At 62.4% G+C, this 20,515-nt stretch carries 23 protein-coding genes and 1 pseudogene; 15 read left to right on the top strand and 9 right to left on the bottom strand.

The window, feature by feature from the left end:
- Positions 1-158: 158 nt before the first annotated feature.
- Positions 159-1,055 (bottom strand): LysR family transcriptional regulator, encoded by an 897-nt coding sequence (locus C4N04_RS11825; protein ID WP_106796080.1) that lies wholly within the window; start codon positions 1,053-1,055, stop codon positions 159-161.
- Between the two features lie 117 nt (positions 1,056-1,172).
- On the opposite strand from C4N04_RS11825, the gene C4N04_RS11820 reads away from it, so the two are divergent.
- The 3 genes from C4N04_RS11820 to C4N04_RS11810 are packed head-to-tail and all read left to right on the top strand — an operon-like array spanning position 1,173 to position 3,214.
- Positions 1,173-1,547, top strand: coding sequence for an Atu4866 domain-containing protein (locus C4N04_RS11820; RefSeq protein ID WP_009991644.1), 375 nt, complete (start codon positions 1,173-1,175; stop codon positions 1,545-1,547).
- A gap of 37 nt (positions 1,548-1,584) precedes the next feature.
- The gene (locus C4N04_RS11815) at positions 1,585-2,436 is read left to right on the top strand and encodes an oxidoreductase (RefSeq protein WP_199852458.1); all 852 of its coding nucleotides are present in this window, start codon (positions 1,585-1,587) and stop codon (positions 2,434-2,436) included.
- 43 nt (positions 2,437-2,479) lie between these two features.
- Positions 2,480-3,214, top strand: a complete 735-nt coding sequence (locus C4N04_RS11810; RefSeq protein ID WP_077991317.1) for an SDR family oxidoreductase — start codon at positions 2,480-2,482, stop codon at positions 3,212-3,214.
- 85 nt (positions 3,215-3,299) lie between these two features.
- Here C4N04_RS11810 and C4N04_RS11805 read toward each other — a convergent pair whose 3' ends face one another.
- Positions 3,300-3,863: a methylated-DNA--[protein]-cysteine S-methyltransferase gene (locus C4N04_RS11805; RefSeq protein WP_077991279.1), complete on the bottom strand. Its 564-nt coding sequence runs from the start codon at positions 3,861-3,863 to the stop codon at positions 3,300-3,302.
- 228 nt (positions 3,864-4,091) lie between these two features.
- On the opposite strand from C4N04_RS11805, the gene C4N04_RS11800 reads away from it, so the two are divergent.
- The 3 genes from C4N04_RS11800 (at position 4,092) to ybaK (ending at position 6,083) form a co-directional block, all read left to right on the top strand.
- Entirely contained in the window at positions 4,092-5,153 is a 1,062-nt protein-coding gene (locus tag C4N04_RS11800) for a succinylglutamate desuccinylase/aspartoacylase family protein (RefSeq protein ID WP_106796079.1), read from the top strand.
- 102 nt (positions 5,154-5,255) lie between these two features.
- On the top strand, positions 5,256-5,606 hold the full coding sequence (locus C4N04_RS11795) for an ArsC family reductase (RefSeq protein WP_106796078.1): 351 nt from the start codon (positions 5,256-5,258) through the stop codon (positions 5,604-5,606).
- Between the two features lie 3 nt (positions 5,607-5,609).
- Positions 5,610-6,083, top strand: coding sequence for a Cys-tRNA(Pro) deacylase (gene ybaK / locus C4N04_RS11790; RefSeq protein ID WP_077991282.1), 474 nt, complete (start codon positions 5,610-5,612; stop codon positions 6,081-6,083).
- 45 nt (positions 6,084-6,128) lie between these two features.
- Here the strand turns inward: ybaK and C4N04_RS11785 are convergent, their stop codons facing one another.
- Positions 6,129-6,572, bottom strand: a complete 444-nt coding sequence (locus tag C4N04_RS11785) for a MarR family transcriptional regulator (protein ID WP_096763109.1) — start codon at positions 6,570-6,572, stop codon at positions 6,129-6,131.
- A gap of 45 nt (positions 6,573-6,617) precedes the next feature.
- Between C4N04_RS11785 and C4N04_RS11780 the strand changes: the two are divergent.
- Both C4N04_RS11780 and C4N04_RS11775 read left to right on the top strand, forming a co-directional pair.
- A pseudogene (locus tag C4N04_RS11780) lies at positions 6,618-7,359 on the top strand (glutathione S-transferase family protein).
- A 126-nt stretch (positions 7,360-7,485) separates the two neighbouring features.
- On the top strand, positions 7,486-8,739 hold the full coding sequence (locus C4N04_RS11775) for an aminopeptidase (RefSeq protein WP_106796076.1): 1,254 nt from the start codon (positions 7,486-7,488) through the stop codon (positions 8,737-8,739).
- On the opposite strand, the gene C4N04_RS11770 is transcribed toward C4N04_RS11775, so the two are convergent.
- Positions 8,687-9,610 (bottom strand): EamA family transporter, encoded by a 924-nt coding sequence (locus C4N04_RS11770; protein ID WP_039617389.1) that lies wholly within the window; start codon positions 9,608-9,610, stop codon positions 8,687-8,689. The genes C4N04_RS11775 and C4N04_RS11770 overlap by 53 nt on opposite strands.
- Positions 9,611-9,691: 81 nt before the next feature.
- Here C4N04_RS11770 and C4N04_RS11765 point away from each other — a divergent pair, with 81 nt between their 5' ends.
- On the top strand, positions 9,692-10,189 hold the full coding sequence (locus tag C4N04_RS11765; protein ID WP_106796075.1) for a MarR family transcriptional regulator: 498 nt from the start codon (positions 9,692-9,694) through the stop codon (positions 10,187-10,189).
- Here C4N04_RS11765 and C4N04_RS11760 read toward each other — a convergent pair whose 3' ends face one another.
- Together C4N04_RS11760 and xseA are read right to left on the bottom strand one after the other, a co-directional pair.
- On the bottom strand, positions 10,190-10,780 hold the full coding sequence (locus C4N04_RS11760) for an NAD(P)H-dependent oxidoreductase (protein ID WP_096771316.1): 591 nt from the start codon (positions 10,778-10,780) through the stop codon (positions 10,190-10,192). It abuts the gene before it with no gap.
- A 2-nt stretch (positions 10,781-10,782) separates the two neighbouring features.
- Positions 10,783-12,363, bottom strand: a complete 1,581-nt coding sequence (gene xseA / locus C4N04_RS11755) for an exodeoxyribonuclease VII large subunit (protein WP_106796074.1) — start codon at positions 12,361-12,363, stop codon at positions 10,783-10,785.
- 329 nt (positions 12,364-12,692) lie between these two features.
- Here xseA and C4N04_RS11750 point away from each other — a divergent pair, with 329 nt between their 5' ends.
- A complete protein-coding gene (locus C4N04_RS11750) occupies positions 12,693-12,935 on the top strand; it encodes a hypothetical protein (RefSeq protein WP_038686303.1) in 243 nt (80 codons plus the stop codon).
- A 299-nt stretch (positions 12,936-13,234) separates the two neighbouring features.
- Here the strand turns inward: C4N04_RS11750 and C4N04_RS11735 are convergent, their stop codons facing one another.
- Positions 13,235-15,082 carry a hypothetical protein gene (locus C4N04_RS11735; RefSeq protein ID WP_106796073.1) on the bottom strand — a complete coding sequence of 616 codons (1,848 nt, stop codon included), beginning with the start codon at positions 15,080-15,082 and terminating at the stop codon, positions 13,235-13,237.
- Positions 15,083-15,240: 158 nt separating this feature from the next.
- Between C4N04_RS11735 and C4N04_RS11730 the strand changes: the two genes are divergently transcribed.
- Entirely contained in the window at positions 15,241-16,248 is a 1,008-nt protein-coding gene (locus C4N04_RS11730) for a glycosyltransferase (RefSeq protein WP_077991285.1), read from the top strand.
- Positions 16,245-16,619, top strand: a complete 375-nt coding sequence (locus C4N04_RS11725) for a GtrA family protein (RefSeq protein ID WP_038686295.1) — start codon at positions 16,245-16,247, stop codon at positions 16,617-16,619. Before C4N04_RS11730 ends, C4N04_RS11725 begins: the two co-directional genes overlap by 4 nt.
- Before the next feature lie 3 nt (positions 16,620-16,622).
- Here C4N04_RS11725 and C4N04_RS11720 read toward each other — a convergent pair whose 3' ends face one another.
- Positions 16,623-17,609, bottom strand: coding sequence for a Gfo/Idh/MocA family oxidoreductase (locus C4N04_RS11720; RefSeq protein ID WP_077991286.1), 987 nt, complete (start codon positions 17,607-17,609; stop codon positions 16,623-16,625).
- A 236-nt stretch (positions 17,610-17,845) separates the two neighbouring features.
- On the opposite strand from C4N04_RS11720, the gene C4N04_RS11715 reads away from it, so the two are divergent.
- The gene (locus tag C4N04_RS11715) at positions 17,846-18,808 is read left to right on the top strand and encodes an aldo/keto reductase (RefSeq protein WP_106796072.1); all 963 of its coding nucleotides are present in this window, start codon (positions 17,846-17,848) and stop codon (positions 18,806-18,808) included.
- Positions 18,805-19,248 (top strand): GNAT family N-acetyltransferase, encoded by a 444-nt coding sequence (locus C4N04_RS11710; protein ID WP_009995078.1) that lies wholly within the window; start codon positions 18,805-18,807, stop codon positions 19,246-19,248. Before C4N04_RS11715 ends, C4N04_RS11710 begins: the two co-directional genes overlap by 4 nt.
- Here the strand turns inward: C4N04_RS11710 and C4N04_RS11705 are convergent.
- The gene (locus C4N04_RS11705) at positions 19,238-19,855 is read right to left on the bottom strand and encodes a hypothetical protein (RefSeq protein WP_038686288.1); all 618 of its coding nucleotides are present in this window, start codon (positions 19,853-19,855) and stop codon (positions 19,238-19,240) included. The genes C4N04_RS11710 and C4N04_RS11705 overlap by 11 nt on opposite strands.
- 145 nt (positions 19,856-20,000) lie before the next feature.
- Between C4N04_RS11705 and C4N04_RS11700 the strand changes: the two genes are divergently transcribed.
- Entirely contained in the window at positions 20,001-20,498 is a 498-nt protein-coding gene (locus C4N04_RS11700) for a ferritin-like domain-containing protein (RefSeq protein ID WP_009995079.1), read from the top strand.
- The last annotated feature ends 17 nt before the right edge of the window (positions 20,499-20,515 follow it).

Below are 20,515 nucleotides of genomic sequence, written 5' to 3'. Positions count from 1 at the left end.
CGCCCCTGATCCTTGGCGATGGGAAATAGCAAAACCGCGTGCCAGGAGCAACCTTGAGCCGGGGCGTATGCCCGGCACGAGCCGTCGCATCCCTCGCCGGGGAAAACTGACTTCAGTTCGCTTGGATCGACCGCAAGTTCGGCAGGGCTCGACCGTATCTAACCCCTGGCGGACTTCCTGATATGCTCAACCAGCGCCCGCAGCTTCAGCGGTTGCCGCTCGCGCCTGGGATAATAGAGATAAAAGCCGGGGAAGGGCGGGCAGAAATCTTCCAGCAGCGGCACGAGCTCACCGCGATCGAAATAGGGCTGGAAGGTTTCGACCATGCCGAAAGTGATCCCGGCTCCGGCACAGGCCAGGCGGATCATCATGCTCATATCGTTCGTTGTGACGGCAGGGTCGACGGCGACGTCGAAATCGCGATTGTTTTCGGTGAACTCCCAGCGGTAGGGCGCCGTATCGGGTCTAGGCCGCCAGCCGATGCAGGCATGGCTTTGCAAGTCACGGGGATGGCGCGGACGGCTGTGCCGCTTGATGTAGGCAGGAGAAACCGCCGGGCATTGGCGCTGCTCTTGGGAGACGGGTATCGCGATCATGTCCTGTTCGATCACCTCGCCGAGCCGGACACCGGCGTCAAAACCAGCCTCGACGATATCGAATTCTTCGTCGGTGATGGCGATATCGAGCTTAACATCGGGACAAGCTTCGATGAAACCGGCGAGCAACGTGCCGGACAGGAAGCTTTCGGCGATCGAGGACACCGTGATCCTCAGCAGACCGCTCGGACGCGCCTGCATGTCCCGCACCGTCTGCATCGCATCCCTGACTTGCCGCACCGACGGGCGAACCGCGTCGAAGAACACCTCACCGGCTTCAGTCAGGCTGACGCTGCGCGTCGTGCGCTGGACGAGCGCGACGCCAAGACGATCCTCCAGACGCTGCAGGGACTGACTGACGGCGGAGCGGGTGACGCCGAGACGCTCGCCCGCAAGGCGAAAGCTCCGCGCCTCCGCCACGGCGAGAAAGACTGAGATGCCTTCGAGATCGTCGACCATTGGTTAAGAAATCTAACCAAGCCATCGCGGATTGGCAACTTAATCACTTCAGTTCGTGCGCCTATCTTTTCTGTCGAGCCCGCCGAAACAGCGGTCCTGACCTCGAAAGGAAGAAGGATGCAAAACATTGCCCTGAGATCCGTTCTGCATTTCTGCGCCGCCGCCGCCTTGGCCGGCACGGCGATCAGCCCGGCGGCCGCAGACAGTGTCGGCGGCCGCCAATCCACGCGTCAACAAGCAAGCGAGAACACAATGCAGCAACATCCTTATGTCGGCATGTGGGTCACCGACGACGGCCGGGTCCGCCACCAGCTTCTGCCTAACGGTCGCTACGACGAGGCCCGAGGAAAGCGGGAGAGCGCCTATCGGGGCCGTTACGAAGTCACCGGAACCCACATCGAATACTGGGACGATACCGGCTTCACGGCCGATGGTAATTTCGTTGACGACAATACCCTCCATCACGGCGGCATGGTGCTTCGCCGCAAATGACAAGCTCGCTCAATAAGGCCCTATCCGGCCGGAAAGGATGAGGATCATGTCTTCCACCACACCCATCTGGTTCATAACTGGCGCATCGTCTGGTCTCGGCCGGGCGCTCGCCGAGGCGGTTCTCGCCCGTGGCTGGCGCGCCGCGATAACGGCGCGCAGACCCGAGACCCTCCGGGATCTCGCAACGGAACACGGCGACCGCGCCCTTGCTCTCGCTCTCGATGTCACGGATAGCCGCTCCGTCACCCGCGCCGTTCACAACGCCGAGGCGCATTTCGGCGCGATCGACGTCGCCGTCAACAATGCCGGCTACGGTTATCTCTCGGCGATCGAAGAGGGCGAGGACGCAGAGATACGCGCCCAGTTCGAGACCAATGTCTTCGGCCTGGTCGCCGTCACCAAGCATGTCCTGCCGGGCATGCGCTCACGCCGGCGCGGGCATATCTTCAACGTCTCGTCGCTCGGCGGGCTCGTCGCCTTCGCCGCGACCGGCTACTACCACGCCAGCAAATTCGCCGTCGAAGCCCTGTCGGAATCTCTGTTCCATGAGGTCAATCCGCTCGGCATCAGGGTGACGATCCTCGAACCCGGCGCCTTCCGCACCGACTGGGCCGGCCGGTCGATGATCGAATCCAAGACTGTTATCGATGACTATGCCGAAACGTCAGGCAAGCGGCGCCAAGCCACCCGTTCGGTCTCCGGTAAACAGCCCGGCGATCCCACGCGGGCCGCCGCTGCCATCATCTCGGCGTTCGAGGCCGACGAGCCGCCATTGCGCCTGCTGCTCGGCGCGCCCGCCCTGAAGATCGCCCGCGAACGGCTCGATGCGCTGCGGGCAAATTTCGACGCCTGGGCGGAGACGACCCTCAGCGCCGACTTCCCCGACTGAGCCGCGCCCGAGAAACACTTCAACAGACAAAATGGAGCTTGAAATGTCCGATATCGAAGGAAACGTCATTGCCATTACCGGCGCCAGCAGCGGCATCGGCGAGGCCGCGGCAAAGGTGCTGGCTGCGGCGGGTGCCCACATCCTAATCGGCGCCCGCCGCATCGAGCGCCTGGAGCGGCTCGCCGGCGACATCGAAGCTACGGGCGGGACGATACGTCTCAGAAAGCTTGACGTCACCGACCGGTCCGAAGTTGCCGCCTTTGCAGGCTTTGCCAGATCCGAGTTCGGCCGGCTTGATGTGATGATCAACAATGCCGGCGTCATGCCGCTCTCGCCGCTCGAGGCCCTGAAAGTCGACGAATGGGACCGGATGGTCGACGTCAACATCAAGGGTGTGCTCTACGGCATCGCGGCCGCGCTGCCGATCATGAAAGCGCAGGGATCCGGGCAGATCATCAACCTGTCTTCGATCGGCGGCCACGCCGTCTCGCCAACGGCGGCCGTCTATTGCGCGACCAAATTCGCAGTCCGTGCAATCTCGGACGGGCTGCGGCAGGAGACCGATCGCATCCGCGTCACCGTCATCTCTCCCGGCACGACGACATCGGAACTGGCCGACACGATCACCGACACGACCGCGCGCGACGCCATGAAAGCCTTCAGGGCGATCACAATCAGCCCCGAGGCCGTTGCCAATTCGATCCTCTATGCCGTCAGCCAGCCTGACGATGTCGATGTCAGCGAGATCATCATCCGGCCGACGGCGAGCCCGCATTGAACAATCGATTCTGCGACTAGAGCATGATGCCGAAAAGTGTGAGGCGGACCGGGCCTAAAATCATCCTGTTCCAGGACGCCGCCGCCTAAAACCCCAGCGACTGCTGGGCGGGCGGCGGCGGGCCGAGATGGACGCCTTCGAGCTCCAGCATGCGGGTCTTCGACGTCGAACCGCCGGGAGCGGAGAAGCCGCCGATCTTGCCGCCGGCCGCCAGCACCCGGTGGCAGGGAATGATCAGCGCGACTGGGTTCTTCGCCATCGCCTGGCCGACGTCGCGGGCCGCTTCCGGCCCGGCGCCCAGCTCTTTGGCCAGTGCGCCGTAGGTGGTCGTGCGGCCCCAGCCGACGCGCCTTGCCGCCGCATAAATCTGCCTGAAAAAAGCATCCTGGCCGGCAAGATCGAGTTCGACGCCGGAAAAATCCGTCTCCTCACCCTGGAAGTAGCGCTTCACTGCCGCCACGGTCTCAAGCACTTGAGGTGTCGGCGCACCGGGCAAGCCATCGGGCAGACGGCGCAGCAACAGCCGCTCGGTTGCCTCCGCGGTTTTCGTCGGCAGCTGGAAACGGACGATGCCGGCGTCGCTCCAGGCAATGCCGCAGAAACCACCTGCGGTTTCGAAGATGAGATAGTGGTGGATCGTCTCGGCCATGACAGAGCCTCCGGGTTTTCGATTCTCACCAAAATCCTACGGGATTGCCGCTGTTTCAACCCGATTCTTGCGTGTCGCGTTCTTTTTTTGTTCCAGATATTCGACTTCGCCCGCGCATCCGCCGTCGCGTTTTGGAAAGGACGCGGCAGACCAAGCCTTGCGCTTCCGCGATTTCCGCGCGTAAACCTCGGAAATCAATTCGGTTCAGCAAGGGCGGAGCAAGGACAGATGGACGTTTCGGAGATCATCGTTCCAGGCGATACACCGGGAACGGAGTGGCGGCTGCCGGTGCTGCGCTTCAAGGGCCACGATCCGAAGGCGCCGAAGACCTATATCCAGGCGGCACTCCATGCCGGCGAGCTGCCGGGAACGGCGCTCCTGCATTTCCTCTGCGAACGGCTGAGGCAGGCGGAAAGCCAAGGCGCGATCGCAGGCGACATCACCATCGTACCGCAGGCTAATCCGATCGGCGCGGCACAATCACATTTTGGCGAATTGCAGGGTCGGTTCGACCTCGACTCCCGCGTCAATTTCAACCGGGATTTTCCGCTGATCTCCATCGCCGACCGGTCGACGCTGATCGAGGACCTCGATGATTACCCGGCTACCAACAGACTGAAGCGACAGCTCCTGCATATGGCGCTCGGCGCCGATCTCGTCCTCGACCTGCATTGCGACGACGAATCGCTGCAATATGCCTATATTGACGAAGCCTTCTGGCCGGAGGCGGCCGATCTTGCCGCTGCGCTTGATATGGAAGCCGTGCTGCTTTCGGACGGCGAAAGCTCGGCCTTCGAGGAGGCCGTCGGCTTCGCATGGAAATATGAAATTCCCGGGGAGCGCCGACCGCGGCTGCCCGGCAAACTTTCGGTCACCGTCGAACTGCGCGGCCAGCGCGATGTCGATCCGGCGCTGGCAAGAAGGGATGCGGACGGGCTCTGGCAGTTTCTCTCGGCGCGGGGAATCGTCCGGAGCGAGATGACGACGGCCGCCGCGTTTTCCGGGCCGGCCGTGCCGCTCGACAATGTCGAGATCATCCGCGCTCCCGAAGGCGGAGCCGTGCTCTTCCATCGCAATATCGGCGAGCGCGTTGCGGCAGGAGAACTTCTCGCGACGATCATCATCCGGCCGGGTCAGCCTGATGGCAGCATCGACCTGCATGCGCCGCAGGACGGGCTGATCCTGACCCGAACCTCCGACCGGCTGGTGCGGCGGCGCGGTGACCTGATGAAGATCGCCTGCGGCGGCGCCAGCAAGGCGTCACGCAGGGCCGGCGCGCTGGAGAATTGAGCCGGGCGGTTATCGACGCACTGGGGGATAAAGCGCCGGCCGACGTTTGCGCAGGCCGTCACGCATGTTATCCCGCTGTCATCACAGGGAGATCGAGCGGGCATGACCGTCACCATCTATGGGATCAAGAATTGCGACACGATGAAGAAGGCCCGCAGCTGGCTGGAAGCGCATGATGTCGCCTGTGCGTTTCACGACTACAAGGCGTCAGGCATCGACCGCGCCCATCTGGATGCCTGGATCGACGAAGCCGGCCTCGATACCGTGCTCAACCGCGCCGGCACCACGTTCCGTAAATTGCCCGAAGCCGAACGTCAGAATCTGACGCGGGAAAAGGCGATCGCGCTGATGCTCGACCAGCCTTCGATGATCAAGCGGCCGGTGCTGGAGACAAAGGGCAAGCTGCTCGTCGGCTTCAAGCCGGAGATTTACGCCGGCGCATTCGGGCGCTGAGCCATGTCCAAGACCACCCGCGCCACACAAGTTCTTTCCCAGGCGGGCGTCGCCTTCACCGTGCATGCCTATGACTACGACCCCGGCGCCGAGCGCGTCGGACTGCAGGCGGCGGAGGCTTTGGGCGAGGCCCCGCATCGGGTGTTGAAAACGCTAATGGCGGAGGTGGACGGCAAACCGGTCTGTGTCGTCGTGCCGTCGGATCGCGAGGTCAGCATGAAGAAGCTTGCGGGCGCATTCCGCGGCAAGTCGGCCAATATGATGAAGCCTGCCGATGCCGAGCGGCTGACGGGCTACCATGTCGGCGGCATCAGCCCCTTCGGCCAGAAGAAGACCGTGCCGATCGCGATCGAGCAGGCTGCCTTGGCCGAACCGCTCGTCTACATCAATGGCGGTCAGCGCGGACTGCAGTTGCGGCTCGATCCGAAGGAGGCGTTGAAGGCGCTGAAGGCCGTTGCCGCGCCGCTGATCGCCTGATCAGGGCATGGCGCCGAACCGCCGCATACTTCCTGATGAGATACATCACAGAAAGCGGTCGAGCAGGCTGGCGATCGACCTCGCCTCGCTTTCGGCTAGCTTGCCGCCCACATGGGTCTCGATCGATCTGGCATAGACAACCCACATGCGCTCGCGGAGCTGACGCCCGGCTTCGGTAATGACGATCCAGCGACCTCGCCCGTCTTCGGCGAAGACCTCGCGTCGGATCAGGTCCTCCCTTTCCAGCCGGTCGAGCAGACGGGAAAGATTATACTGCGTCAGCAGCGTCCGCTCTTCTATCTCGTAGGGACGCAGCCTGCCGGATTGCGAGCGCGCCAGTTCCCATAACACGTCGTACCAGGCAAGCGGCGGCATGCCGGCCGCTTTCAGATCGGCCTCGATTGCGCCGAGCAGGCGCTCGCGAGCGCGCATGATGCGCGTCCAGGCTAAGATGACGGCTTCGCTCGGCTTGAACATCTTTTCGGACATAAATGCAATTACATCTATCTTGAATTTCGCTGCAAGCGATATTAGATGCATTTGCATGCAATTTGCGACAACGGTCCCTTCCATAAAGCGCCAGGAGATTTTCATGAGCAGGCTTACCCTCATCAGCCATCACCTCTGCCCCTATGTGCAGCGCGCGGCCATCACGCTGGTCGAAAAGAGCGTGGAGTTTGAACGCATCAACATCGATCTTGCCGATAAACCGGATTGGTTCCTGAAGATCTCGCCGCTCGGCAAGGTGCCGTTGCTGAGGATCGAGGAGGAAGACGGCAGTGAGGCCATCCTGTTCGAGAGCAGCGTCATCTGCGAATATCTGGAGGAAACGCAGGCGGGCGCCGCCCTGCATCCGGCCGATCCGCTGACCCGCGCCCGCCATCGCGGCTGGATGGAGTTCGGTTCGTCGGTGCTTTCCGATCTCTGGGGCTATGAGACGGCGCAGGATGCGGCGCAGCTGGAGATCAAGCGCAAGGCGCTTGCCGCCAAATTCGCAACGATCGAGGACGCATTGGCGGACGGACCCTATTTCGCCGGCAGCAGCTTCAGCCTGGTCGACGCCGTCTTCGCACCGGTCTTCCGCTATTTCGATCTCTTCGATGCGCTCGGCGACGGCGGCATCTTCGACGGACTCGACCGGGTCAAGCGCTGGCGCAAGGCGCTGTCGGCGCGGGCAAGCGTTCGGGACGCAGTCGGCGAGGACTATCCGCAACGGCTGACGGAGTTCCTCGAGAAACATAACTCGATCCTGCTCAGGCTGCCCGCTGCCGCTTGAAGCGCGCCAGGCGGCCGGATAAGCACCCGGCCGCCATCAATTCGGATGTGGCACGCTTCAATTTCGCCGCAAACGGGTCTAAGTCTTCCAGCCTCCCACCGTCGACGACAAGAGGCAGGTTGCACCATGAATTTCATGCCCCAGACCCAGAACACCGTTGATCCCGCCAAGCTGGAGAAGCTTGCGGAAGTTGCCGTCAAGGTCGGCCTTCAGCTGCAGAAGGGCCAGGATCTGGTGATCACCGCGCCGGTCGTGGCGCTGCCGCTCGTGCGCCTCATCACCAAGCACGCCTATCAGGCCGGCGTCGGGCTGGTGAGCACCTTTTATTCCGACGAGGAAACGACGCTTTCGCGCTATCAGTACGGCAGCGACGAGAGTTTCGACCGCGCCTCCGACTGGCTTTATGAGGGCATGGCCAAGGCCTATGCCAATGGTGCGGCCCGTCTTGCGGTTGCCGGCGACAATCCTTTGCTGCTGTCTGAGCAGGACGCCGGCAAGGTCGGCCGGGCCAATCGCGCCAACTCCACCGCCTACAAGCCGGCGCTGGAGAAGATCGCCAATTTCGACATCAATTGGAACATCGTTTCCTATCCCAATCCGTCATGGGCCAAGGTGGTCTTCCCTGACGATCCTGAAACAATCGCGATCGCCAAGCTCGCCAAGGCGATCTTTGCCGCCTCGCGCGTCGATTTGGACGATCCCATCGCTGCCTGGGCCGAACACAATGCCAATCTCGCCAAGCGCTCCGCCTGGCTGAACGGCGAGCGCTTCGCCTCGCTGCATTTCAAGGGACCGGGCACCGACCTGACCGTCTGTCTCGCCGACGGGCACGAATGGCATGGCGGCGCTTCCACCGCCAAGAACGGCATTACCTGCAATCCGAATATCCCGACCGAGGAGGTCTTCACCACGCCGCATGCGCTGCGCGTCGAAGGCCATGTTTCGAGCACCAAGCCGCTTTCGCACCAGGGCACGCTGATCGACAATATCCAGGTGCGCTTCGAGGGCGGGCGCATCGTCGAGGCCAAGGCGTCACGCGGCGAAGAAGTGCTGAACAAGGTGCTCGATACCGACGAAGGCGCGCGCCGCCTCGGCGAAGTGGCGCTCGTGCCGCATTCCTCGCCGATCTCGGCGAGCGGCATCCTGTTCTACAACACGCTGTTCGACGAAAACGCCTCCTGCCACATCGCACTCGGCCAGTGCTATTCCAAGTGCTTCCTCGATGGCGCGACATTGAGCCAGGAGCAGATCAAGGCGCAGGGCGGCAATTCCAGCCTCATCCATATCGACTGGATGATCGGCTCTGACAAGGTCGATATCGACGGCGTCAAGCCTGACGGATCGCGGGTTGCGGTGATGCGGCAGGGCGAGTGGGCGTAACGACACCCGCCTTCGGCATCAGGCTCCGCTGACTGAGCCAAACGCTGATCAATACCATGGCAAACCCGGCAAGCTGGGTTGGCGTCAGGCTTTGGCCGAGCGCCAGCCAGCCGAGCAGGGTCGCGACAACGGGACTGAGGAAGCCGAGCGATGCCGCGGCCGACGGCTCGATGCGCGATAAGCCGCGAAACCAAAGCAGATAGGTGAAGGCGGCGCCGATCAGGCCGAGATAGGCGATCCCAAGAATATTGGCTGGCGTCGGCACGGGAAGCGCCGGCTCCAACAGGAAGGCAACGGGCACGAGCAGGATGCCGCCAGCGGTCAATTGCCATGAAGTGAAGGTCAGGTTTGAAACGGGCGGCTGCCAGTGGCGGCTCAAGACCGTGCCGAAGGCCATGGACACCGCGCCGGCGAGGCCGGCGGCAATGCCGACCGGATCGAGCGCCGCATTCGGCGTCAGCACCAACAGCGCCACGCCTGACATGCCGATCAGGCCGGCGATGACGGCGAGGAAGCGGATCGGCTTGCCGAGGAAAAGGCGCGACAAGGCAATGACGATCAGCGGCTGCACGGCGCCGACCGTGGCCGCCACTCCTCCCGGCAAACGGTAGGCCGAGACGAAGAGCATCGCCCAGAAGAACGAGAAGTTGAGGGCGCCGAGAATGAAGGCGCGGCCCCACCAGACACCGGTCGGCAGCTTACGGACGACGAGCAGCAGAAGCAGGCCTGCGGGCAGGGCGCGCAGCATCGCAACAGTCAGCGGATAGCCATGCGGCAGGAAGGATGTGGTGACGAAATAGGTGCTGCCCCAGATGGCCGGAGCGATGGCGGTGATCAGCACATCGGCGAGATATCGCGAATTTGTCTTCATATCAAGAATCTCTACGTCAAGATAAATTTAAGATAGGGAAATTTATCTTGACGTCAAGATACTTGCTGATATCGATGTGGCATGAGTGAAGAGAAGCAAGATCATGTCGACAGGATCCTGGCGCAATGGCGACGCGAGCGGCCGGACCTCGATGTCGAACCGATGGGCATTCTCGGGCGCCTGAAGCGTCTCGGCACCCATCTCGGCCGTGAAGTGGAAACCGTGCTCATGCAGCACGGGCTTTCGACCTCAGCTTTCGATGTGCTGGCCACGCTTCGCCGCTCCGGCGCCCCTCACCGGCTCTCGCCGGGCGAGCTTCTGGAGATGACGATGGTCAGCTCCGGCACCATGACCAATCGGATCGACCAGCTGGAGAAAGCCGGCTTCGTCGAGCGCATCCTCAATCCGGAGGACAGGCGCAGCGTGCTGATCGCGTTGACCGAAAAGGGGCTTGCGACCGTCGAAGAGGCGGTCGGTACCCATGTCGCCAACCAGCAGCGCTTGACCCGCAATCTGACAGCCGAGGAAAAGGCCGAGTTCGACCGGCTGCTCAAGAAATTCCTGTCGGATTTCGAATAATCAAACGGCGGAAAGTGCCTTGCGGACGCGCTCCAGATGCGCCTTGCGCCTGGCCTCGGTGACGCGATCCATGTCGTGCAGACTCAGCATGCGAAAGACGACTTTCCTGGAGCAGAAATTGGCGATACCGCGCTTCAGCAGGCGGCGGACGGGGTTGCCCATATAGAGATGCACCAGCCACCAGGGCGAGCCCGTCGTCGTCAGCGCATAAAGCAGCCTGATATTGGTGAGCTGAGGCACGATGCGGCCGCCGCCGGCATCATGCGTGAAGGCCACACCCGGCGCGAAGATGCGATCGAAGAACCCCTTCAGAATGGCCGGGAAATTGAACCACCACTGCGGAAAGACGAGGATGAGACCGTCGGCCGACTGCAGCCGGGCAACGATATCGGCGACGGCCGACGTATCGTAGGGCGTGGCGAAATATCCGCGGCGCTCGGCCTCGGACAGGCGCGGATCGAAATCCTCGGCGTAGAGGTCAAGCAGATCGACGACATGGCCGGAGCCTTCCAAGGCTTCGCGAGCCGTCCGCGCCACCGAGGCGGCAAAACTCTCCGGCAGCGGATGGGCAAGCATCAGCAGGATTCGCATCGTCAGAACAGACTTCCCTGCTTTGGCGGCTCTGCGAGTTTGGCGCTGCGCTTCTTGGCGCCGGCAGGTGGGGCGCCGCCTTCCGTGGTCATCGCGCCGACGCGGCCATCGGCGAATTCGATGGCGATTCCCATGCCGGCGGAGAGAGCCGCGGCCTGCGAGACCGGCCTGTCATCCTCATCGCGGATGACGGCATAGCCGCGCTTCAGCACATTCTTATAGGAGAGCGACTGCAGCACCCGATCCTGCGCGGAAAGCTCGGCGCGGGCGCGCGTCAGCTGATGGCGGATTGCCGTATCGGCATGGCGGGTCAAATTGCCCAGGCGCTCGCGGCCGCGATCCGTCTGTGTCTTCAACCGCGCCGGCAGTGAGGCGAGGATGGCTTCGGCGCGATCGATGCGCGATTTGGAGCGGTCGAGCAGCCGCTCCACGGTGCGTTCGGCCCGCGCCATGCGCTCGTTCAGCGTCTGGCGGCGTTCGGCGATGCGGTTGGAAAGCACGTCGGGGCGCAGATGCGAGGCGACACGCTCGAAACCGCGCCGCTTGTTGATGGTGTTGAGCGCCAGTCCGCGGCCAAGCCCGGCGGCTGCCTCGTCGAAGCGACGGCGCGGCAAAGCGAGAAGCTGATCGAGCGACGGCAATGCCCGCATCAGGGCACGGACGGACTGGCGGCGCTGATCCATCTGCCGGTTCATGCAGCCCTGCAGGCGGGCGGCAACAGCCGCAAGCTGCGCCTCGAGCTCCGCCCTGACGGGCACCGCCATTTCCGCAGCACCGGTCGGCGTCGGGGCGCGGATATCGGCGGCATAGTCGATCAGCGTCCAGTCGGTCTCGTGACCGACCGCCGAGATCAGCGGAATCCGGCTTTCGGCCGCGGCGCGCACGACGATCTCATCGTTGAAGCTCCAGAGGTCTTCCAGGCTGCCACCGCCACGCGCCACGATCAGCACGTCGGGACGGGCAATCGCATCTCCCGGCTCCAGTGCATTGAATCCCCGGATGGCGTTCGCCACCTCTTCGCCGGCCCCGTCCCCCTGGACCTTGACCGGCCAGACGAGGACATGCACTGGAAAACGATCGGAGATGCGGTGCAGAATATCGCGGATCACGGCGCCGGTCGGCGAGGTGACGACACCGATCACCTTGGGCATGAAGGGCAGCCGCTTCTTGCGGGCGGCATCGAACAGGCCCTCGGCGCCGAGCTTGCGTTTGCGCTCTTCGATCAGCGCCATCAGCGCGCCGGCGCCGGCCGGCTCCAGCGTCTCGATGACGATCTGATATTTGGAGGAGCCCGGAAAGGTGGTGACCTTGCCGGTGGCGATCACTTCCATGCCCTCTTCCGGACGGAATTTCAACCGCGAAAAGGTGGTCTTCCAGATGACGGCATCGATGCGGGCGCGATCGTCCTTCAGCGCGAAATAGGCATGGCCCGAGGAGTGCGGCCCACGATAGCCTGAGATTTCGCCACGCACGCGAACCTGGTCGAAGGCCGTCTCGACGGTGCGCTTGATCGAGCCGGAAAGCTCCGAAACCGAATATTCGGCAAGGTTGGTCGGCGAATCGCTGTCGAAGAGGTTGCTCATCCCTTCTTTCTATGTCGATCGGCGGCAAACAGGAAGGTCGCGATCGTGGCTGGGGCCGGTTTCCCCGGCAGGCGAGCGGACGGTCAAGAGGCTCCGTAGGGCGGGCGCTTATCTCCGTCTCTCCTACAGGCGTGCGTTGAGCGCGAAAAAAACGCAACAAAATCGAGTAAATCTGTTTCGCACGGGAACGTATAGTTAGACTATGCGTTTCAGTCGAAAGGGATTGCTAACCACCGCAAAGCAAAGGCTTTTCGGCCGGTATGACCGGTAAATCTTTGTTAGCTGGCGCTTCCTATGCTTCCCCTCGTTCTCTTCGGGAAGGTGCTGAAATGATAATTCTCACAGCAGCAGCATTGGGCATCAGCGCCGCGCAAATGCGCTCGGCCGCAGCGATCGCATTGATCGCCGCGCTGATCGGCATCACATTTGCGCTGGCGGCGATAACCTCGCCCGGGCCGGTGTCGCTTTTGGCGCTACTCTATGCCATTCTCGGCTACAATGGCGGCCTGATCCTTTACGTGCTCGGGCTCTACGCCCATGCACGCTTTCGCGCGCCGCGTGTTTCCCATTAGAGCCTTTCCTGGTTAGATTGAAGCATTCTGTTGGCTCAAACGGAGTCGGATGGTCGACCGGCCGGCGCGCGTCGTAGCCCAGCTCTACGGCCAAGCCGGCCGGTCGATCAGCCGGCCCGTTTCAGCCAACCCGAAGGGCCGGGCATCTTTCCGCCAGGATCAGAGGCGATCGGCTCGGACATACCTTGGGGTATGCCCGTCGCCAATCGCCTCTGCCCCGACGAAAACCTGCTCCGGCAGAATGCTTCAATCTAACCAGGAAAGGCTCTAACGATTTGCCGTCATGATGATCGCCGGCGTCAATTCGTCGCCGCCCGATAACGAAAGAACTGCACGGCCGCGTCCGCCGCTTTTGGGAGCGGCTCCAGATAGGGCGGAATATTTCCCTTGCCGAGCTGCGCATAGAGGCCGTCCGGCTTCAGTTTGGCGAGCTGACGCGTCTGCGGATCACCAGGGCAGAAGGCAAGCGTCGTGACGCCCGCCCCCTTCAGAAAAGCTTCCGCCTCCCGCGGCTCAGCCATGCCGATATGCAACTCCGTCAGCATGCCGCCCTGATTGCGGTGATAGGGGGCCGAGAGAACCCGGTTTTGCGTAAAGCGGAGGATTGCGACACCCATTTCCGATGGCGCGGAGACGAGGCCGACAGGAAGCCCGGCAAGCGGAGCCAGCGCCTCTCTCGATGCACAGGTCTTTTCCTTTGCCGGTTCCGACGCCTCCTCCTGCGCCTCATTCTTCATCTGCAGCGAGATCAGCCCACCGCCGACGGCCCAGGTGGCGGGGACGCCTGCCAGCACCGTCATCACATAGACGAAGGCGACGGCGACATTTTCGCTGTCACTGTTGGAGATGCGCCTGATATCGATAATCAGCAGGGCAATCGGCAGGATGGAGATGAGGTTCGAGAAGGTCGAGCCGCGCACCTGGACGAGCGCGATCGCCCAGCTGATTGCAAGCAGAAACAGCAGAACAAGGTGAATCTGCACGCGGTCGCGCTGAACGATGCGGAAGGTGCAGACGGCGATGCCGAAAAGACCGGCCGCATAGAAAGCGCCGATATCGAAAGGTTCGTTGCGCGCCAAAGCGAAGATCGACTTCGCCTCGGAGACATTGCGCAGCCAGAGTTCGACCAGCATGGGATCGAGACCGGCCAGCGGATCGCTCAGGCACTGCGGCGCAATCACGACAGCCGAACCGAGGACGCCGGCGCCGACGACGACCAGCGCCGCAAAGCGCAGCGGCCTGGTCAGTCCGCTCGCAAACACCGCGCAAAACAGCAGAAGCCCGCCGCCGATCGCCGCAAGGCTGTAGAAACCGAGCGAGAGATTGTCGCAGGTAACCATCGAATAGAGCCGCGGCGGGACCGTTGCGAAAAAGAGAATGCTGATTGCAATCGCCAGCGCAAGCCCGAAGGACTGGGCGGCGACGGCGAAATCCTTGCCCTCCCATGCCCATAGAACGGCGACCGTCAGGCAGACGGCGGCAACGAAGGGCGTCGTCTCGGCGCCGATGGCGATGGCGATGGCGGCCGCAATGCCGGCAACCGCATAGCTCCAGCCGCCGCGCTTCGGATCCAGCAGCATCGCCGTCATCGTCGCGACCAGCGCCAGCTGCGCGTTGTGATGATCGATGGCGCCCGGCGCGAACCGGTTGCCCGTGTAGATCGCAAGCGCGGTCAGTCCGAGGCTGATATGCATGCCGGCAACGCCGCCGATGCGCCGGCCCGCAACCCCCATGGCGAGCATGGCGGGCAGGATGAGCGATACGGGCCAGACGCCGAGCGCCAGCGCCTCGGCCGTCTCACGCGGCACAAACAGGCCGAAGAACCAGATCAGCGAGGCGATCGGCAGGTCGATCAACCGCGACCAGTGCATCAGCGTGCCGCCATTGAGGCCGAGACGATATTGCATCAGGTCGAACCAGCCCTGGCCGGCGAGAAAATCGCGCACCTCGACGAGGCGCATGCCATCGTCATTGTCGGGGCCGACGTAATCGGTAGCGCCATAGAGCTTGGTGACGACGATGACGGCGGCGAGAATGACGCTATAGGCGATGACGGTCGGCCACAGACGCATCAGCAGGCCGCGGATGCCGCCGCTCGGGATATCGGTCTCGGATGATGCGTTGGTGATCGGCTGTACGGCGTTCATCGTGGTTAGCGGTTCGTTTCCGGATGGCCGACCCTAGCCGTCGCCGATCAAGAAAGTGTAAAGCCGGCTGCCGGCGCGACCGATTTTGCCTGCGTCATAGGGTCTTATTAACGCCGGGCGATTAGGCTCGGCACGGCTTTTGTGTAACGAGTAGAGTCATGGCCCCATTACGCCGCGGTAATCCTGAGATAGCCGTCCTGCTTCCCTGCTACAACGAGGCGGCGACGATCGGTTCTGTCGTGCGAGGGTTCCGGGCGACGCTGCCGGAAGCCGCGATCCACGTCTACGATAACAATTCCACCGATGGGACCGCGCTGCAGGCGATGCTGGCCGGCGCGCATGTCGTTCGCGAGCGGCGACAGGGCAAGGGCCACGTCGTGCGCCGGATGTTCGCCGACATCGAAGCCGACATCTACATCATCGCGGACGGCGACGGCACCTATGCCCCAAGTGACGCCGAGGAACTGGTGCGCACGCTGCTGACCGAGCGCGCCGACATGGTTGTGGGAACCCGGCGCGACGTGCATGCCGATGCCGGCCGCCAGGGCCATGCGCTCGGCAACCGGCTTTTCAACCTGCTCTACCGGACGATCTTCGGCCCTGATTTCACCGATATCTTTTCCGGCTACCGCGCCTTCTCGCGCCGCTTCGTCAAGAGCTTCCCGGCGGTCTCGGGCGGCTTCGAGATCGAAACCGAAATGTCCGTCCACGCCTCCCGGCTGAAACTGCCGGTCAGCGAGCTGGAACTGGATTATGGCCGCCGGCCGGAAGGCTCGCATTCCAAGCTTTCGACGTTCCGCGATGGCGGCAAGATCCTCTGGATGTTCGCGATGCTAATGAAGGAGACGCGGCCTTTCGCCTTCTTCAGTGCAATCAGCGCCGCCTTCATGCTGGCGAGCCTCGGCTTCATGACGCCGGTGCTGGCGGAATATTTCGAGACGGGCCTCGTCAGCCGCATGCCGACCTGGGTGCTGTCGATGGCGCTGATGATGATTTCCTTCATGCTCTTTACCGCCGGCGTCATCCTGGATTCGGTTGCGCGGGCCCGCGCCGAACAGCTGCGTATCCACTATATGAGCCTGGTAACGGCAAGCGCAGCCAAGCTGCCTGATCGCCAGCCAGCGCCGGCGCCGCGCGCCGGCCGCGGCAAGGCGGATGCAGCGTGAAGAAGCTCATCCGTTTCGCGATTGCAGGCGGCATCGGCTTTCTCGTCGATGCAGGTGTGCTGTCGGCGCTGCTCGATCTGACGCCGCTCGGCCCCTTCGGGGCGCGGCTCATCGCGATCGCCCTGGCAATGGCGGCGACCTGGGCCTTCAACCGGAACTTCACCTTCGATCGCTCCGGCCGTTCGCTCGCCGACGAAGGCTTCCGCTACGGCTCGGTCGGCGTCACGGCGGCGCTCGTCAATTACGGGCTTTATTCCGCGCTGCTGCTTTCGCTGCCCGGGCTTCAGCCGCTTGCGGCGATGGTGGTTGCCAGTGTCGCCGCGATGGTCTTCAGCTTCTTCGGCTATTCGCGCTTCGTCTTCCGCGCGTGATCATCAGACCGCCTCCCAGCCGTCCTTCTCGCTGGCGCGATAGATCGCATCGATCACTTTCTGGTTCAGCTTCGAATTTTCGAGCGTGACGATCTCTTCCTTGCCGCTTTTTACCGCCCGAGAGAAAGCCTCGACCTCGCGCCTGTACTGTCGATTGTCCTGGAAGCGGAAGATGCGCGATTCATTGTGGCTGCGATCGGCCAGTTCGATCTCCTCCGGCCCCCAGCGATTGGCGTTGAAGGGCGACTTGACCTCGATGTAACCGTCGGTGCCGTGAAAGACCATGATCTGGCGGTTGGCCATCTGCGTCGAGACATAGAAGCTCAACTCGAAATCGTCGAAGTCGGCCTTGACGCTCGAATAGATATCGGTGCCGAAATCCGGATCGCGCTCGGTGATCGCCTGGATCCGGAGCGGTTCCTTGCCGGTCGAAAATCGCGTGCTCATGACGGGATAGACGCCGATATCGGGAAGCCCGCCGCCGCCGAGCTCGGGAACGTTGCGCATGTTGGCGGGATCGCGGTTGAAATAGGTGAAGGCGCCCTGCACATGCCGGAGCGAACCGATCGCGCCCTCATCGATCAGTGAACGCACCTTCTGCCAGACCGGCGAATAGGTGACCATATAGGCTTCCGTGACCACCACCTTATTGCGGTCGCGAGCGGCGATCACCGCGTCGATATCGTCGGCCTTCAGCGCCAAGGGCTTTTCGCAGAGCACATGCTTGCCGGCATCGGCTGCCTTGATCGACCATTCGATATGCTGCGAGGTCGGCAGCGGGATATAGACGGCGTCGATGACGTCAGAAGCCAGCATCTCCTCATAGGAGCCGAAGGCGTGCGGCACGGAAAAGCGGTCAGCCATCTCCCTTGCACGCCCGAGATCGCGGCTCGCAATCGCCGTGACGACACAATTTTCCGCGTCCTGAATGGCAGGCACGACGTTGTCGCGCCCGATCTTCGCCGTCGAAATGATACCGAAACGCAGCATGTCCAAGCCTCCCAGACTGATGTCCGCGAACCATATTCAGGGCTCAGCTGCGGCGCAATGGTGCGACATGAAATCACGGAAGTTTGGTTTCCCGGATGCCGGCATCGCGCTAGTTTAGCTCAGATCGTTAGAGCATGATGTCGTCCGAAAACCGCATACACTTTTCGGCATCATGCTCCGGGGCGGCGTTCTGCCGCATCCGCGATTTCACTCACTTAACGATTTTGGAGAGCGTCATGGAAATGCGCCGGCTTGGAAAAACAGGGCTTTCGGTCGCGCCGATCGTCATCGGCGGCAATGTCTTCGGCTGGACGGCCGATGAAAAAACATCCTTTGCCATTCTCGACGCCTTTTTCGATGCGGGCCTGAACGCGATCGATACGGCGGATGTCTATTCCTCCTGGGTTCCGGGCAACAAGGGCGGCGATTCCGAGGAGATCATCGGGCGCTGGCTGAAGCAATCAGGGGTTTCGCGCGACAAAGCCGTCATCATCACCAAGGTCGGTTCGGACATGGGTCACGGAAAGACGCTGAAGGAGAGCTATATTCTGAAAGCGGTCGAAGCGTCGCTCAGCCGGCTGCAGACAGACTACATCGATCTCTATCTCTCGCACTGGCCGGATGCCGATACGCCGCACGAGGAAACGCTCGGCGCTTTTGCCAAGCTGAAACAGCAAGGAAAAATTCGCGCCATCGGCTGCTCGAACTATGATGCGGGCCTTTTGAAGGCCTCCCTCGATGCGGCCGAAAAGGCTGGGTTGCCACGCTACGACGTGCTGCAGCCAGAATATAATCTCTATGAGCGCGCAAGCTTCGAGGGATCGCTCGCTGAACTTTGCGTCAACAAGGATATCGGCGTCATCACCTACTTCAGCTTGGCCGCCGGCTTTCTCACCGGTAAATATCGCAGCAAGACCGATACGCAGGGCCGGGCACGCGAGGGCCGCGTCTCCAAATATTTAGACGAAAGGGGTCTGCGCATCCTTGCGGCACTCGACAAGGTGTCTGCCGAGACGGGCGCCAAGCCTGCGGAAATCTCGCTTGCCTGGCTCTTGCGCAAGAAAGGCGTGACGGCGCCGATCGCCAGCGCCACCAGCCTGTCGCAACTCGAAAGCCTGGCGAGAGCGGCGACACTGTCCCTCTCCGATGAGGCGATGGCGCTGCTCGACGAAGCCGGCACTGAAGGAACCGAGCCATGACGGTGACGATACGCGATGCCCGCCCTGAGGACGAAACCCGCTGGCGCGAACTCTGGGCGGCCTATCTCGACTTTTATGACGTGACTGTCGAGGCCGATATCACCGACCAGACATGGCGGCGGGTCTTCGATCCCGCCTCGGCGATCGCGATGCGGGTCGCCGACATCGACGGCAGGATCATCGGTTTTGCGCTCTATCTCACCCATGAGGGCACTTGGATCCGCGGCAGGGACTGCTATCTCGAAGACCTGTTCGTCGATCCCGATGCGCGCGGCAAGGGCGTCGGCCGGGCGCTGATGAACGATCTCGTGGCGCTCGGGAAGGCGAATGGCTGGTCGCGGCTTTATTGGCATACGAACGAAAACAACAAGACGGCCCGGGCCCTCTATGACAGCTATGTCGAGAGCGACGGCCACATCCGCTATCGCATCAGCTTCTGAGCGCGGGAAATCCCTCGTAGAAAGCGCCGTGATCGCCCTCCCAGTTCGCCATGCCTGGCTTGGTGAGGATGCCGCGCGGGCTGACATAACTCTGGATGATCCGCTTCGGCTGTTCGTGCCACTGGATATTGAAGGCCCAGAGCTTGGGGAAGAAACAGAGCGATGCATAAGGCAGGTGGTCGTGGATCCACCAGGCGAGCCGCTGCCAATCGCTTTCATCGCGATAGCGGTCGATCATCCACGGCACGGCGATGCAGACGGCGGCGCCCATGCAGCCGTCGAAATCCCTGATATCCCAGATGTGATGGGCTGCAGTGGCGGCATTGGTCGAGCAGTTCAGCTTGTTCTCGTTGCCGAACCTGTTGACATCAGGCGAGCGATAGCCGGAGCGGATGTGCAGGCGCCCGAACGTTGCCTCCAGCGGCTCCAGCAGATCCTCGCAAAGCCGCCTCCCCGCCTCGATTGCCAGATCGGGATCCTCGGGAATGTTGGGGATGCGATAGAAATCGGCGATTTCGGAATGCAGGAAATCGCGGAAGAAGAAATTCCGCGATAGCCGCACCCGGCCAAGATCCTCCAGACCTTTCATCGAACCCGGCTTCCGCATCATTTTTCTCCCGGCGTCAAAGGCGGGATGATTGCCCGGAGCCGATTTCCAGTCCACCCGAATTCGCTCGGGAACAATTTCCGCGATCCTTGCTTCTTAATGTGTCGCCGCGTTCGCGGCCTTTCCCAAAACAAGGATCGAGAAAATGGCCAAGGAAAAGACGTTGGAAGATCTCTTCTATGACACGCTCAAGGACATTTATTTCGCCGAGCGGCAGATATTGCGCGCCCTGCCGAAGATGGCGCGCGCCGCTCAGTCCTCCGAACTGAAGGCAGGCTTCCAGAAGCACCTCGAGGAAACCGAAGCCCAGGTCGAGCGCCTGCAGCAGGTCTTCGAGAAGATTGGCAAGCGCGCCCAGGGCAAGACCTGCGAGGCGATCCAGGGCATTATCGCCGAAGGCGAGGAAATCATGGAGGAGTTCAAGGGCACACCGGCGCTGGATGCCGGCCTGATCTCGGCAGCCCAGGCCGTCGAGCACTATGAAATCGCCCGTTACGGAACGCTGAAAACCTGGGCTGCGACGCTCGGCCTCAAGGATGTCGTCAGCCTTCTCGACCAGACGCTGCAGGAGGAGACGGCCACCGACAAGACGCTCTCCCGGCTCGCCACGACCGCGGCAAACCAGAAGGCGAAGGCTGCCTGACGGATCCAGGAACGGGC

Origin of the sequence: Rhizobium sp. H4 (assembly GCF_003013335.1) — a bacterium.
In the GTDB taxonomy this organism is placed as follows: domain Bacteria; phylum Pseudomonadota; class Alphaproteobacteria; order Rhizobiales; family Rhizobiaceae; genus Rhizobium; species Rhizobium sophoriradicis.
The sequence above is the reverse complement of the archived record's forward strand: the minus strand, read 5'-3'. Positions and strand labels throughout refer to the sequence as shown.